The sequence below is a fragment of the Corynebacterium sp. genome (assembly GCF_030532965.1).
GTDB lineage: Bacteria > Actinomycetota > Actinomycetes > Mycobacteriales > Mycobacteriaceae > Corynebacterium.
The window spans coordinates 225838-240900 of the sequence record NZ_JAUNKC010000001.1 but is presented as its reverse complement, the minus strand read 5'-3'; the positions used below and the strand labels follow the sequence as shown (position 1 = coordinate 240900).

The 15063-nt window shown below is 58.0% G+C and carries 12 protein-coding genes; 7 read left to right on the top strand and 5 right to left on the bottom strand.

Going from position 1 to position 15063, the window contains the following annotated elements; genetic code table 11:
* Nucleotides 1-9 precede the first annotated feature (9 nt).
* From Q4D85_RS01120 to Q4D85_RS01110, 3 genes are all read left to right on the top strand, one after another.
* Complete coding sequence (locus Q4D85_RS01120) at nucleotides 10-1449, top strand: 6-phospho-beta-glucosidase (protein ID WP_303197627.1); 1440 nt, start codon at nucleotides 10-12, stop codon at nucleotides 1447-1449.
* A 23-nt stretch (nucleotides 1450-1472) separates the two neighbouring features.
* Nucleotides 1473-2303 (top strand): PRD domain-containing protein, encoded by an 831-nt coding sequence (locus Q4D85_RS01115; protein WP_303197625.1) that lies wholly within the window; start codon nucleotides 1473-1475, stop codon nucleotides 2301-2303.
* Nucleotides 2304-2445: 142 nt separating this feature from the next.
* A complete protein-coding gene (locus Q4D85_RS01110) occupies nucleotides 2446-3366 on the top strand; it encodes a Dyp-type peroxidase (RefSeq protein ID WP_303197622.1) in 921 nt (306 codons plus the stop codon).
* 26 nt (nucleotides 3367-3392) lie between these two features.
* Here the strand turns inward: Q4D85_RS01110 and Q4D85_RS01105 are convergent, their stop codons facing one another.
* The 3 genes from Q4D85_RS01105 to Q4D85_RS01095 form a co-directional block, all read right to left on the bottom strand.
* Nucleotides 3393-3866, bottom strand: coding sequence for a dihydrofolate reductase (locus tag Q4D85_RS01105; protein WP_303197620.1), 474 nt, complete (start codon nucleotides 3864-3866; stop codon nucleotides 3393-3395).
* 6 nt (nucleotides 3867-3872) lie between these two features.
* A complete protein-coding gene (locus Q4D85_RS01100) occupies nucleotides 3873-4679 on the bottom strand; it encodes a thymidylate synthase (RefSeq protein WP_303197618.1) in 807 nt (268 codons plus the stop codon).
* A gap of 107 nt (nucleotides 4680-4786) precedes the next feature.
* Nucleotides 4787-5545 (bottom strand): 3'(2'),5'-bisphosphate nucleotidase CysQ, encoded by a 759-nt coding sequence (locus Q4D85_RS01095; RefSeq protein ID WP_303197616.1) that lies wholly within the window; start codon nucleotides 5543-5545, stop codon nucleotides 4787-4789.
* 35 nt (nucleotides 5546-5580) lie between these two features.
* Between Q4D85_RS01095 and Q4D85_RS01090 the strand changes: the two genes are divergently transcribed.
* The 4 genes from Q4D85_RS01090 to Q4D85_RS01075 all read left to right on the top strand — a co-directional run bounded on the left by Q4D85_RS01090 (nucleotide 5581) and on the right by Q4D85_RS01075 (nucleotide 12786).
* On the top strand, nucleotides 5581-10449 hold the full coding sequence (locus tag Q4D85_RS01090) for a DEAD/DEAH box helicase (RefSeq protein WP_303197615.1): 4869 nt from the start codon (nucleotides 5581-5583) through the stop codon (nucleotides 10447-10449).
* A gap of 121 nt (nucleotides 10450-10570) precedes the next feature.
* Entirely contained in the window at nucleotides 10571-10984 is a 414-nt protein-coding gene (locus tag Q4D85_RS01085; RefSeq protein WP_303197614.1) for a YccF domain-containing protein, read from the top strand.
* 17 nt (nucleotides 10985-11001) lie between these two features.
* Complete coding sequence (locus Q4D85_RS01080) at nucleotides 11002-11826, top strand: DNA-formamidopyrimidine glycosylase family protein (protein WP_303197613.1); 825 nt, start codon at nucleotides 11002-11004, stop codon at nucleotides 11824-11826.
* Nucleotides 11827-11838: 12 nt separating this feature from the next.
* A complete protein-coding gene (locus tag Q4D85_RS01075) occupies nucleotides 11839-12786 on the top strand; it encodes an alpha/beta hydrolase (protein ID WP_303197611.1) in 948 nt (315 codons plus the stop codon).
* A gap of 58 nt (nucleotides 12787-12844) precedes the next feature.
* On the opposite strand, the gene pgi is transcribed toward Q4D85_RS01075, so the two are convergent.
* Complete coding sequence (pgi, locus tag Q4D85_RS01070) at nucleotides 12845-14485, bottom strand: glucose-6-phosphate isomerase (protein WP_303197609.1); 1641 nt, start codon at nucleotides 14483-14485, stop codon at nucleotides 12845-12847.
* A 191-nt stretch (nucleotides 14486-14676) separates the two neighbouring features.
* Complete coding sequence (locus Q4D85_RS01065) at nucleotides 14677-14994, bottom strand: chorismate mutase (RefSeq protein ID WP_303197607.1); 318 nt, start codon at nucleotides 14992-14994, stop codon at nucleotides 14677-14679.
* Nucleotides 14995-15063 lie beyond the last annotated feature (69 nt).

Below are 15063 nucleotides of genomic sequence, written 5' to 3'. Positions count from 1 at the left end.
AGAGAGATCATGAGCAATTTTCCCACTGGATTTCTTTGGGGCGGGGCAGTAGCCGCCCACCAGCTTGAAGGCGGATGGAACGCCGGTGGCAAGGGCCCCAGCGTCGTGGACATATTGACTGCAGGAAAGCACGGTGTTGCACGCCGGTTGACTGAGGAAATCGAGCCGACGGAGTTTTACCCCAACCATGAGGCCATCGACTTTTACCACCGGTTTAGGGACGATATCGCCCTATTCGCTGAATTGGGGTTGAAGTGCTTCCGTACCTCCATCGCATGGAGTCGGATTTTCCCTAATGGGGACGAAACTGAGCCTAATGAGGCAGGGTTGCAATTCTACGACGAGCTTTTCGACGAACTGCTCGCGCATGGTATCGAACCGGTGGTCACACTCAGCCACTTTGAACTTCCCTTGCATTTGGCGCGGGAATACGGAGGGTTCCGAAACCGCGAACTGGTGGCGTTTTTTGAGCGTTTCGCCACGGTTTGTTTCACCCGGTTCCGGGACAAGGTGAAGTATTGGATGACCTTCAACGAGATCAACAATCAGATGAATGTTGATAATCCGTTATTCCTCTGGACCAATTCTGGCGTCACTATTGCTGAGGGGGAGGACCCCTATCAGGTGCTGTACCAGACTGCCCATAATGAGCTTCTCGCAAGCGCGAAGGCGGTGGCTGTCGGCAAGGACATCAACTCCGATTTCCAGATCGGGTGCATGATCGCCATGGTTCCCATGTACCCCTTTAGCTGTGATCCAGAAGATATCATGGCTGCCGAAATCGCCAATCGGGATAGATTCTTCTTCGCCGATGTTCATTGTCGTGGTGAATATCCGGGTTATGCGCTCAAGTTTTTTGAACGCGAAGGGATCGACCTTGGCTATGAGGACGGGGACGCGGAGATCCTCAAAGCTGGCACGGTGGATTACGTGGGCATTAGCTACTACATGTCCGGCACGGTGAAAGCTGATGCCCGGGCCGATGCTTCGGAAAGTGTTTCGGGCGGAATGCGCAATTCTGTCCCCAACCCTCACCTGAAGGCTAGTGATTGGGGATGGCCCATCGATCCGGTCGGCCTTCGCTTCGCGCTCAATCAACTGTACAACCGCTATAACCTGCCGATCTTCATCGTCGAGAATGGCTTCGGCATGGTGGATGAGGTGCTTCCCGATGGCAGCATTGCTGTGGATCAACCGCGTATCGATTATCTTGCCGCGCATATCGCCGAGGTAGGCAAGGCCATTGCTGACGATGGGGTTACCGTGTGGGGTTACACCCCATGGGGAATCATTGATCTGGTCAGCTTCACCACTGGTGAGATGAAAAAGCGGTATGGGATGATCTATGTGGATCGTGATAACGCTGGTCACGGTACGATGGAACGGAAAAAGAAGCCTTCTTTCGCGTGGTATCACAATGTCATAGCCACCAATGGTGAAGGCCTTTAAAAGCCAGGACCCGTGGAGTATCAATGGAAGTTATCCGCGTTCTCAATAACAATGCTGTGTTGTGTACTGACGGTTGCGGCCAGACGATACTCCTCGGACGCGGGTTGGGGTTTGGCAAACGCCTGGGGGATGACATCGATCCGGCGAATGCCGAACAAGTATTCGTGCCTAATGCCGCCCAGAGCATCGCCAACCTCACCCAACTTTCCGTGGATATTCCGCTGGAAATGATCCAACTAGCGGCTGAGATTGCCCAATTGGTGGGGCGGAAAGATAGCCAGGCGTTAGTTCTTGGGCTGGCGGATCATATCAGCTTCGCCGTCGAACGGGTGGCCCGGAACGTGGTCATTGAGTATCCGTTACGCTGGGAAATCGCCCAACTATTTCCCACTGAATTCGCGGTGGGGCGCAAGTCGTTGGCATTGATCGCGGAGCGTACCGGTGTTCAATTGCCTGACGACGAAGCTGCATTGCTCGCCATGCATTTTGTGAATGCCCAGTTCAATCGTCTCGGGGCGGCAAACACCCTGCCGCACAGTTTGACCGACGTTCTCCGCATCGTCGAATCGGGCATTGGCAGTGCCCTTGATCGAGATTCCATCGACGTTGCTCGTTTCATTACTCATCTTCGGTATCTCTTTATCCGTCTGGAACAAGGGAAGCTGGCTGAGGGGCCCATTGCAAAGCTCGGCGCGGTCATCGCGCAGGAAGCGCCGACCGCCTACGTCGTCGCACAGCACGTGGCGGAGGAATTGGCACCCCAACACGGCGAACTCAGCCCCAACGAAATCGGATACCTCGCCCTCCACATTGAACGGTTACGGCGCGTGATGAGCAATAGCTCTTCGATGTAGCCGGGCACCCAAAAATGCTGAACCCTGAGTGAAGGCACTGGGTGTTCGGTTCCTTCAAGCCGGCACGTAAATTGGCGAAACGGGTTATTAGCTGTGTCGTTTATGGTTATGCGGAGTTAGACGGTGTGGGCATAATAGATCTATGACTCACCAAACTGGAATTACCGCCCTAGGTACCACCGATCATTTGTATCTAGAACTCGACCTGGTCGACGGTATCGATGCGAAAGAAGCCGTCGGCCGACTCGCCGCCGCAATCAACCTCCCCACCACCGTGGGCGCAAATGCCGTGGTCGGCGTGCGCCCCGAACTGTGGGCAGAGGTTGCCGCGAGCGAACTTGTGCCTAACGACGTCCACGGGTTCAATGAACCAATCACAGGCGCTGACCACTACCAAATGCCCGCCACCCAGCACGACGCGTGGCTGTGGGTGGCATCGTTTTCCAGGTCCCAGTCATTTGATGTGGCGAAACACATCATGGAGCAACTGGCTGACCATTTCACCATCGCCGACGAAACTGTCGGATGGGCGTATGAAATTAACCGTGACCTCACCGGCTTTGAGGACGGCACCGAAAATCCGGGCGCACTCGAAGCACCTGGGCTCGTTGGGGTCCCCGCCGGGCAACCCGGTGCCGGTTCGTCGGTGGTGTTATTCCAGAAGTGGGGACACCGGGTCAAAGAATGGGACGATTTGTCCACCGACAAACAACAGGCTGTGATCGGTCGAACCAAACAGGACAGCGTCGAATTGCCGGAGGATACCATGCCCGATTCCTCCCACGTCTCCCGGTCTGTCGTGGAAATTGACGGCGAAGAGCAAGACGTGTTTCGGCGTAACACCTCGTACGGTGAGTTGACCAATCACGGTACGGCCTTTGTTGGTTTCTCATTCCAGCAGTGGCGGTTGGAGCAGATGTTGCGTCAAATGGCTGGTGCCGATGGTGGTCCTCGGGATGCGTTGACCTACTTTACGGATGCCCTCACCGGCGCTTGGTACGTATGCCCCTCGGTTGCCGGTCTCCTAGCAGTGGCAGAGCCTTTTATGGAAGACGAAGACTAATTCGGTTGAGGAGTGGGTTCGAGGAATTACCCTCGGACCCACGTTTCAAACCGGTAGCGGAGCCCTAAAGTCGAGGTGAACCACTCGCTGCGATCGCGGCAGGTGAAATCGGCGGGGATTTCCGGGGCGTAGACTGCGGTGCCCGCTAAATCGGCGGCGGTTACAGGGGCGTCGATAAGCGTGCGCTCGATGACGGAAACCTCGTTAATCGTTGCCGCATACAACTGGCCGCCGCCGATAATCCAGCCGGTAGTGGGGATCGTATCGGTGACCTCGGCACCGGCCGACCACTCCCCGGCGGGTCTGCGGGAGATTATGATGTTCCTTCGCCCCGGTAGCGGGGTTTTGGGAAGCGACTCCCAGGTCTTGCGGCCCATGATGACATCGGCACCGAGCGTTTTTTCTTTGAAGTGCTTGAGATCTTCCGGAACGTGCCAGGGCATGGTCGCACCATCGCCGATGATTCCGGCCTCGTTTTGGGCCCAGATTGCGTGCAGCATTATTTCTTACACCGCCACCTGCGCCCGAATTGTCGGGTGCGGATCATAGCCTACGAAATTCACGCTATCGAAGGTGTAGCTGAAGAGATCCGGCGCTTTTGTCAGCTCAAGCTGCGGATAGGGGCGCGGCTCACGGCTTAGCTGCAAGGCGACCTGGTCGTGGTGGTTGTCGTAAATATGGCAATCGCCGCCAGTCCAAATAAACTCGCCAACTTCTAAACCGGCTTGCTGGGCAAACATGTGGGTCAGCAGGGAATACGACGCGATATTAAACGGAACGCCTAAAAACATGTCTGCGCTGCGCTGATACAGCTGGCAGGATAGTTTTCCGTCGGCGACATACAGTTGGAACAACAGGTGGCACGGCGGCAGCGCCATATTGTGAAGCTCGGAGACATTCCACGCGGAGACAATATTGCGGCGCGAATCCGGGTCGGATTTCAATAATTCCAAAGCGCCGGAGATTTGGTCGATGTGACGCCCATCCGGGGTGGGCCAACTGCGCCATTGCACGCCATACACTGGCCCTAATTCGCCAGCCTCGTCAGCCCATTCGTTCCAGATACGGATGCCATTGTCTTGCAACCAACCAACGTTGGACGATCCTTGCAAGAACCACAACAATTCACCCACAACCGAGTGGGTATGAACTTTCTTAGTGGTGATCAGCGGGAAACTGTCCGCCAAATCAAATCGCATCTGTTGCGCGAAAAGGCTCGTGGTGCCCGTTCCCGTGCGATCATCCTTGTGGGTGCCTTCCGCCAGGATTTTCCGCAAGAGATCTTCATATGGGGTGGCGATCGCATCAGACATGGTTTACAAGTGTACTGGTACTTGAGTCAAAAACAATCAGCCCGCTCCGGGCAGTGAGGAGAATCTTATTCACAAACCGGTGCGAGCTGGATAAACCCAAGTACGGATTAGTAGCAGCCGTTTTCCTCCCGGAAGGCGGCCGCCAATTCCAGGATTTCGTCCGCCAACTCTGGGCGACAAATCAGAATATCTGGCAGGTAAGTGTCTTTATTGTTGTAGGTCAATTCAGTGCCGTCCAAGCGGGAGCAATGCAGACCCGCAGCCTTACACACCCCGACCGGCGCTGCGGAGTCCCATTCGTACTGGCCGCCGGCGTGGATATAGGCATCGTAATCGCCAAGCAAAACGTGCATCGCTTTAGCACCAGCCGAACCGAGAGGGTCCGCGCTGAAACCGAGTTTCTCCGCCACGAAATGGGCCACCGCCGGTGCCCGATTGTGGGAGACGGCAATCCGCTTGGAAAACGGGCCGGTCACCGCACGAGCCTCACCGGAGTGGAAAACAACCCCGAGGTCCGGTAGCCCCACGGCCGCGTGGGTGGGGATCCCGTTTTCTACCAGGGCAATGTGCACAGCCCAGTCTTGCCGACCGGTGGCGAATTCTTTGGTTCCATCGAGTGGGTCGATAATCCAGACCCGATCTTTGCCTAGGCGTTCTGGATTGTCGGCGGCTTCTTCCGATAGGAATCCGTCGTCGGGGCGGTGTTGGTCAAGCACTCGGGCAATCCAGTTTTGTGCGAGGTCGTCGCCAGCGTCGCCAAGTGCCCGGTCGCGTAACACACCGACGGTGCGGATACCCTTGAGGATATCGCCTGTTCCCTTGGCAAGACGGTAGGTCAAAGTGGCATCGGTGAAATGAGCTGTCATAGCTATCAAGCTTAGTTGTTTGATTGAATGAGAACATGTCCGAGTTCGCCCCGCCAACCGACCCCACCACACCGTTAGCACGATTCAAGCCGGAAGTTGCCACGTGGTTTCAGGATGTTTTTGCCACCCCCACTAGCGTGCAAACAGCGGCGTGGAATGCAATTTCGGCAGGTGAACACGCCCTTGTTGTGGCTCCGACCGGTTCGGGTAAGACACTGGCGGCGTTCTTATCGGCGATAAATAGTTTGGTCGAAGGAAACGGACAACTGGAACTTCCTGTGTCCAACACCACTGCCGGGAAAAAGAAACAGAAGCGTTCCGGGGTTAAGGTTCTCTACATTTCCCCACTTAAAGCGCTAGGGGTGGACGTGGAGAACAACCTGCGCGCCCCACTCATTGGGATAAATCACACAGCCGCCCGATTGGGGGTAGCGGCATCGGAGATTACGGTTGGGGTGCGCAGCGGTGACACCACCTCCGCCCAACGCGCCGCGCAACTACGCAACCCGCCGGATATTCTCATCACCACCCCGGAATCCGCCTACTTGATGTTGACGTCCAAAGCCGCCGGAATTTTAACCGACGTTCATACCGTCATCATCGACGAAATCCACGCGCTGGCCGGAACCAAACGCGGCGTCCACCTGGCGTTGAGTCTGGAACGGCTGGACCTGATCGTCGACAAGCCAGTCCAACGCATCGGACTGTCGGCAACAGTACGCCCGCTGGAGGTCGTGGCGCAATTCCTCGGCGGCGATCGCCCGGTGGAAATAATCAATCCGCCAGCACAAAAACAATGGGACCTAGAGGTCAACGTACCTGTAGCGGACATGTCGGACCTACCCAGCCGGGAACTAGGCTCCACGATCGGCGAGATAACCCTCGACGATTCTCTGGGGCTATCAACTCCACTGCAGCCGGAGGAGATCGACGACGCTGAAGGCCAAACAACCGCCGCGATCGCCCAACTGCCCAGCCTGGCAACCGACGGCGACACTAGCCGCGGCAGCATCTGGCCACACATCGAGGCCAGCCTATTCGACAACATAATGGCGCATCGATCCACCCTGATCTTCGTCAATTCCCGCCGCAGCGCTGAGCGACTGACGGCCCGGTTGAACGAAATCTACACCTTAAGCATCGACCCGGAATCGCTGACCACCCCGCAGCAATTAACCAGCCCCGCCCAGGTCATGGCGCAGGCGGACACACTCAAGGACGCAGGCCATATCATCGCCCGCGCCCACCACGGCTCGGTGAGCAAAACCGAGCGCGCCCAAACCGAAGCCATGCTGAAAGAAGGCGCCCTCAAGGCAGTCGTCGCTACCTCATCGCTGGAACTAGGCATCGACATGGGGGCCGTTGACCTGGTGGTGCAGGTAGAATCGCCTCCATCGGTAGCCGCCGGTTTGCAACGCGTTGGGCGTGCTGGGCACGACGTAGGCGCTATATCGACCGGTATTTTTTACCCCAAACACCGGGCAGACCTGGTGGACACAGCGGTGGTCGTGCGCCAAATGCGAGCCGGTGCCATCGAGGAACTCGCCGTGCCGCGCAACGCCCTGGACGTGCTCCTACAACAAACCATCGCGGCGGTATCTGTCGCCGATCTCGACGTTGAGCACTGGTATGCCACCGTCACCCGGTCCTACCCGTACCGCACGCTATCGCGGGAAGTCTTCGATAGCGTCATCGATCTGGCATCGGGGGTGTATCCTTCCACCGATTTCGCCGACCTCAAACCCCGAATCACCTTCGACCGGCTCACCGGCACCCTATCGGCGCGGCCTGGCGCGCAACGGGTCGCGGTGACCTCCGGCGGCACTATTCCAGACCGGGGCTTATTCGGGGTGTATCTGGTTGGCGGGGAAACCGGGGCGCGTCGAGTGGGCGAATTAGATGAGGAAATGGTCTACGAATCCCGTGTCGGCGACGTTTTCACCCTAGGCGCTAGTAGCTGGCGGATCGAGGAGATCACCAGGGATCAGGTACTGGTGAGCCCCGCCCCAGGGCATGCGGGACGATTACCGTTCTGGATCGGGGACCAGGTGGGACGCCCGGCGGAGTTAGGAAAGGCAATTGGACAATTCCGGCGGGCAGTTGCCCACAACCCGGCCGAGGCGGTGGCGACGATCGATCGCCTCACCGATTACGCACGGGATAATCTGGTGCGGTTTATCGCCGAGCAACAACAGGCAACCGGGGTGGTTCCGGACGAAAAAACCCTCGTGTTGGAGCGGTTTAGGGACGAGGTAGGCGACTGGCGCATCGTCCTGCACAGCCCGTTCGGTCGCGGTGTGAACGCCGCGTGGGCGTTGGCGGTGGGCGCGAAGATTTCCGAAGAAACGGGCCTGGACGCGCAGCCGGTATCCGCAGACGACGGCATAATTTTGCGGCTACCGGAGGCAGAGCAGATACCCGGCGCGGAATTATTCGACATAGATCCGGCGGAAATTTCCGACATTGTTGCTAACCAGGTGGGAAATTCGGCGTTATTTGCCTCCCGGTTCCGGGAATGCGCGGCGCGGGCGTTGTTATTGCCCCGGAAGAATCCCGGTAAGCGGGCACCGTTGTGGCAGCAGCGGCAGCGGGCGTCCCAATTGTTGGATGTGGCGAAAAAGTATCCGAAGTTCCCCATCATTTTGGAAACGGTGCGCGAATGCATTCAGGATGTGTACGACGTTCCGGCATTGGCGGAGGTGCTGGCGGATCTTCGGGCGCGCCGGGTGTCGGTTGTGGAGGTTACTACTGAGCAGCCGTCGCCGTTTGCTTCGTCGATCATGTTTAATTACACCGGCGCGTTTATGTATCAGGGCGATAGCCCGCTGGCGGAAAAACGGGCTGCGGCCTTGGCTCTGGATCCGAGTTTGTTGGCGCAGCTTTTGGGTTCGGAGGGGTTACGGGATCTTCTTGATCCGGAAATCATCGCGGAAGTGGATGCGCAGTTGCGGCGGGTGACCCCCGACCGGCGGGCGCGGGATAACGAGGCGCTTATCGACGCCTTGCGGGTGCTGGGGCCGATAAGCGTCGAAAAGCTAGCCGAACATGTGCTTTTCGACGTCGACCTGGCCGCACTTCTGGCCACTTCCCGGGTGATGCGGGTTCGGATTGCCGGGAAGGAGCACATAGCCCAAAGCCTTGATGCGGCATTGCTGCGCGATGGTTTGGGAATCCCAGTTCCGGCTGGGGTGTTCGCGCAGGTTGAGACGATCACTGATGCGGTTCACCAATTGGTGTCCCGGTGGTTGCGTACCCGCGGCCCGGTGACGTTGCATGAGGTCTGCGCCGCGTTTGGACTGCCTGCCGGGGTGGCACACAGTACGTTGACCGCGTTGTGCGACGCTGGGGTGGCGCAGGCGGGGCAGTATCGACACGGGATAACCGAAACGGAGTACGTGGCCACGGATGTGTTGAAACTGATTCGGTCGAAGTCTTTGGCGGCGGCGCGGGCTCAGGCACAGCCAGTGTCGCACGCGGCCTATGCGCGGTTTCTTACCGAGTGGCAGCATGTAGCTGCGGTTGGCCGCAACCCCCAGTTGAGCGGTGCCGATGGGGTGTATCAGGTGATTGAACAGCTAGCCGGTGTTGCGTTGCCGGCAAGCGCCTGGGAGGAGGTCATTTTGCCTGCCCGGGTGCGAAACTACAACCCAGCTGATTTGGACGAATTAACCCATAATGGCGAGGTCGTCATCGTTGGTTGTGGCATAGCTGGTGCCGGAGATCCGTGGGTGAAGCTTTTGCCTACCGAGTTCGCCGCCGAGCTGATCGACGTTCCGGATGCCGAGCCGCCGCACGACGAAAACCGCACGCTGTCACAGGTGCAGCAACAGATTCTGGCGCAGATTGGCTTAGGGGGCGCGCACCTGTATTCCGCCGTGCAAGCGTCGGTTATAGGTGGTGATCGTTCGGAAACACATCTGCGGGAGGCGATGTGGGGGTTATTTGAACAGGGTGCGATTTCTCCGGATAGTTTCGCGCCGGTGCGGGCCCGGTTGGCTAGCGGTGCTAATACTGCGCATCGGGCGAAGCGTAAGCCTCACCGTTCCCGCAGCCGTGGTTTCCGCCGGATGGGGGCCGGATTAGGGCGGGTGCCGGTTACGGTGGCTAATAGCTGCCCGCCTGACATGGTGGGGCGGTGGTCGATGACGCCTTCCGCCGACACCAATGCGACTGCGCGGTCGTTGATTCAGGCAGAATGCCTACTTGAACGCTACGGGGTGGTCACACGGGGTGCCGTTACGTCCGAGGAGGTAGTCGGCGGTTTTGCGTTGGCCTATAAGGTGTTATCCCGCTTTGAGGAAGCAGGCCGTGCGATGCGGGGGCATTTCATCGAAGATCTGGGTGCGGCGCAGTTTTCCACCCCGGCGGTTATCGACCGGTTGCGGGCACTAACCGATAGCCCGGACGTGACCGGCTGGCCGTCGGGAACCACCGAACCGGACAGCTATGTTTTAGCCGCCTGCGACCCGGCTAACCCGTACGGTGCGGCGGTTCCGTGGCCGATGAAAGGCCCCACCCGTGCTGCCGGTGCGCTGGTCGTGCTGTGCGACGGCGTGCTCATCGCCCACCTCACGCGCGGTGGGAAGAACCTCACGGTTTTTCCGCCGCCAGCCGGGATAACGGATACGGTGTCGGTGATTGTTTCGGCGCTTGCCGCCGGGGTGCGCAGCAGGCTGACCATTGAAAAGATCAACGGGGAACCTGCGCTAACCTCCTTACTTGTCGACGCTTTCCGATCCACCGGTGCCCACATCACGCCCCGGGGGATCACGATCAGCCCGGTCGTACAGGGGACGGACAAGACCCGTGGCCGCAGCCTCTCCGAGGCTTTGGCCGATCTGCCGCCGGAAACCGAAGCACGGTCAACCCAGTCGTCGCGGTGGACGAACCGGTATCGGCGGTAACGGACGATTTTTGAGGCGATACTGTTCCCGATTGGCCTGTTGTTGTAGATATTGGTGCGGATCAATCAAGATCTGGTAACTCTATCGGCCAGAAACCATGTGATTGGTTACTCTGGGGTACATGAATCTTATTTTGAATGTGATCTGGTTCCTGTTCGCGGGGTTAGCATTGGCCTTTGGGTATTTTCTTTTCGGGTTAATTGCCTGCGTCTTTATCGTGACCATCCCTTTCGGGGTGGCAAGTTTCCGCATGGCTAGTTATGCGCTCTGGCCGTTCGGCCGCACGGTGGTGGAGCCCGCCACCGGAGTTAGCGGGGCGTCAAGCATCGGAAATATTGTGTGGTTCTTGGTCGCCGGGTTGTGGCTGGCCATAGGACATGTGGTCACGGCAGCCATGCAAGCCATTACCATCATTGGTATTCCCTTGGCGATCGCCAATATCAAGATGATTCCGGTGACCTGTTTCCCATTCGGCAAGCGGATCGTGCCGTCCGACGCCATCCCATTCGGCTACCGGCCGATGGTGTCGATGTAGGGGTCACCGGCGACGCAATGCCCGAAGGCGATTCAATTTTTCAACTCGCGCACCGGCTGCAATTCATGGTGGGGCGAGAAGTCCTAGGCACCGACATTCGGGTACCCCGATTTGCCACAGTTGACTTCACCGCCACCACCTGTACCCGGGTGTGGCCTTATGGCAAGCACCTCTTCATGCAGTTTGGGTCGACCATCTTGCACACGCACCTGAAAATGGAAGGGTCGTGGTCGATGCACCGGCTTGGCGCGAAGTGGCGCAAGCCCGGCCACACGGCGCGGGTGGTGTTGCGCTTGGCTGATGCGGCAGGCCCGATCGAATTGGTGGGTCATTCCTTAGGCTTCGTTCGGGTCTTTCCCGCCATAGAATACGCCAACCACATCGCGCATCTCGGGCCGGATATTTTGAGCCCGGACTGGCCGGACTCCGGTGCCGCCGAAGCGTTACGACGCATCACGGCCGTCCCGGACCGGACGATCGGAACCGCGCTGTTGGATCAACGCAACGTGGCGGGCATTGGAAATGAATATCGGGCAGAAATCTGTTTCATCGCGGGCATCCATCCCGCCACCGTGGTGGCGGATACCGATGTCGCTGCGGTGCTTGGCATCGGGCGGAAGCTCATGTGGGCCAACCGAATGTCGCCGCTTAGGGTGACGACCGGGGTTCGGCGGGCAGGGGAATCCGCCTATGTGTTCGGCCGAAACGGAAAACCTTGCCGCCGATGCGGCACCAGCATCAAGAAAGGCGAATTGGGCGGGGATTATAACGATCTTGAACGCATCATCTGGTGGTGCCCTCATTGCCAACCGCAACAGGGTTTAGGACCAGCCGACCTGTAGGCGAGCGAGATCATGTTTCTTTTTATCTGGCGTTTCTGCCAGTTTGTTATCCAACGACACCAGGTACTTTCACGCATTCCGCCGGAATTGCGCCACCCGGCCTGCCGCGAACTAATCCAGCCACATAACCGCTGGGGGTTGTGGTATTTTCGAAGATTTCGAAACGCCGCCACCGAACCGATCCCACACGTGCAGCTGACCGAGCATGCGATCAATAGCGTCGGGGCAGAAATCACCGTAACCCAATACACCCCGGAATCGGTTCCTGTGGCAATGTCCGGTTCGCCGGTGGTGCTATGGATCCACGGTGGCGGTTTCATCATGGGGCGGGCAGCGGTCGATCATGCCTATTGCTCGGAAATGGCGCGGGATTTAGGCTGCGTGATTGTAAGCGTGGACTATCGGCTCGCCCCGGAACACCCCTATCCGATTCCCCTTGATGATTGCTACGCGGCACTTCAGTGGATACACTCCCACAACCCCAGCAAGATTATCATCGCGGGTAGCTCCGCTGGTGGTGGCCTGGCTGCGGCGGTGGTCCACCGGGCGGTTGACACCACCATCACCATCGATTTCCAGGCGTTGATATACCCAATGCTGGATGACATGACCGGCAGCACCCCGGGGAAGAACTCATTCGCACCTCTGTGGTGGCCAAGCGCGAACCGCTACGGGTGGCGCTGCTACCTGGGGGCGAACAGAAACCACGATTCAACCGGCACCTATGCGGTACCAGCGCGTCGCGATGATCTCCACGCAATGCCGCCGACATGGATAGGGGTTGGAACCCTCGACCTGTTCTATGACGAAGACGTGGCTTATGCGATGCGGCTACCGGAATGCGAATTAGTGACAGTACCGGGAATGTATCACGGTGCCGATATTTTAAACCCAGCTAACAGCCGCATGATCGCGTTTAGGGATTCGCTTCTTACAGCCATCCGGAGTTATCTGCACTAACGCACTGGTGGCAGCCTGCTCAGGACATTAGCAGACTGCCACCAGTGCGATTGCGTGATTAGTTCCGGTGAGCGCGGAACCACTTAATCAGCTCATCGGTGGAGCCGTCACCGGAATTGACATCTTCGGCGCCGGAAACCGCAGGGGCCAAATCATTGGCTTGCTGCTTGCCCAGCTCCACGCCCCACTGGTCGAAGGAATTCACGTCCCAAATGACACCCTGAACGAAGGTGATGTGCTCGTACAGCGCGATCAAAGCGCCGAGCACGGCTGGGGTGAGTTCTTCGGCAAGGATGGTGGTGGTCGGGCGATTGCCCGGCATGACCTTATGATTCACCAATTCTTCCGCCACGCCCTCGGCGGCGATTTCTTCGGCGGTCTTGCCGAAGGCGAGCACCTTGGTCTGGGCAAAGAAATTGCTCATCAGTAGATCGTGCATGCTGCCGGTTCCGTCAGCGGTGGGTAAATCCTGCTTTGGACGGGCAAAACCAATGAAGTCCGCCGGAATGAGTTTCGTACCCTGGTGCATCAACTGGAAGAACGCATGCTGACCGTTGGTTCCCGGTTCACCCCAGTAAATCTCGCCGGTGCCGCAGGTCACTGGGCTGCCGTCGTGGCGTACGGACTTGCCGTTGGACTCCATCGTCAACTGTTGCAGATAGGCCGGGAACCGACCGAGGTCCTCGGAATAGGGGAGAACCGCGTGGGTTTCTGCACCGAAAAAGTCGTTATATAACACTCCCAAAAGGCCCATGAGGACTGGGATGTTCTTTTCCAGGTCGGCGGTGCGGAAATGGACATCCATGGCGTGGAAACCCTCCAAAAACCGCATGAAATCCATAGGCCCAATGACAGCCATGAGCGACAAACCGATGGCGGAATCCACCGAATAGCGGCCGCCTACCCATTCCCAGAACCCAAACATGTTCTTGGTATCGATACCGAACTCCGCAACTTTTTCTGCATTGGTCGAAACCGCCACGAAGTGCTTCGCCACCGCATCTTCCGAACCGAGCTTTTCCACCAACCAGCGCTTCGCCGCGTGGGCATTCGCGAGGGTTTCCTGGGTGGTGAACGTCTTGGAAGCCACCACAAAAAGTGTCGATTCTGGATCGCACTCATCCAAAACAGACACCATATCTGCCGGGTCGACATTGGACACAAACTTCGCGGAGATACCCGCGGTGGCATAAGCACGCAGCGCCTTGACCGCCATTGCTGGGCCAAGATCGGAACCACCGATACCGATGTTCACCACGGTCTTAATGGTGCGACCGGTGTAGCCAAGCCACGAACCGGAACGCAGGGCGGTTGCGAAATCCCGCATCCGACCAAGCACCTCATGAACATCGGCGGCGACGTCTTGACCATCAACTACCAAATCGGCGCTCACCGGCAACCTCAGGGCGGTGTGGAGAACAGCTCGATCTTCAGTGTCGTTTATGTGAACACCGCTGTACATGTCTTCGATGCGGTCAGGGAGCTGGGCCGCCTGCGCGAGCTCCACCAACGCCGCGCGGGTGGCGTCGTCAAGCAAATTTTTGGAGAGATCAACATGCAACCCTGCGGCATCCAGGCTGTATTTCGTCGCACGATCAGGATCAGCTGCAAAAAGATCACGCAACGTGGTGGTGCTCAGTTGCTTCTGCGCTTGCACAACCTTGTGCCATTGGGGAGTTGAAGTGATGTCGAGGGACATAGTGAAAGAATCTCCATTTCTAAACAACGGTGCGTACGTGGCCGTAAGAAACCACAAACCTCTTCTAACGGTAGTCAATTATGCCGCCAGTTTCCGGCGCAGAACTTCGCAAGGTGGCAAAGGCCATAGTTTTCCCTGCCCAGGACGTGGCATGTGGGATCAACCACAGCCAACGGTGGGGCGGACGAATGTTAGCCTAACCGGCCGCGCCCCATTCGCAGCAGAATCTGCGCCAAGCCGGGGCCTTCGTCGCCCAATTCCTCCCGAAACTGATTGATAATCGCAACCTCGCGGGTGTGCACCAACCTCGTGCCACCGGAGGACATCCGGGTTTTACCAATCGCCTTCGAGATCTCCGTACGGCGTTTAACGGCGTCCAAAATAACCCGATCCAACCGATTGATTTCTTCCCGATATTGCTGGATTTCTGCATCCGACAACGGATCGTCGGTGCCCGATGGGGACCGAATATCAAAGTTTTCCGGCAAGGGCTGCGCATCAGTGCTCATGGCTGTTATTGTGCCAGAATTCACCTACGATCAGGTAGCGCATTCAACCAGTTAGGGGGAGTACGAACA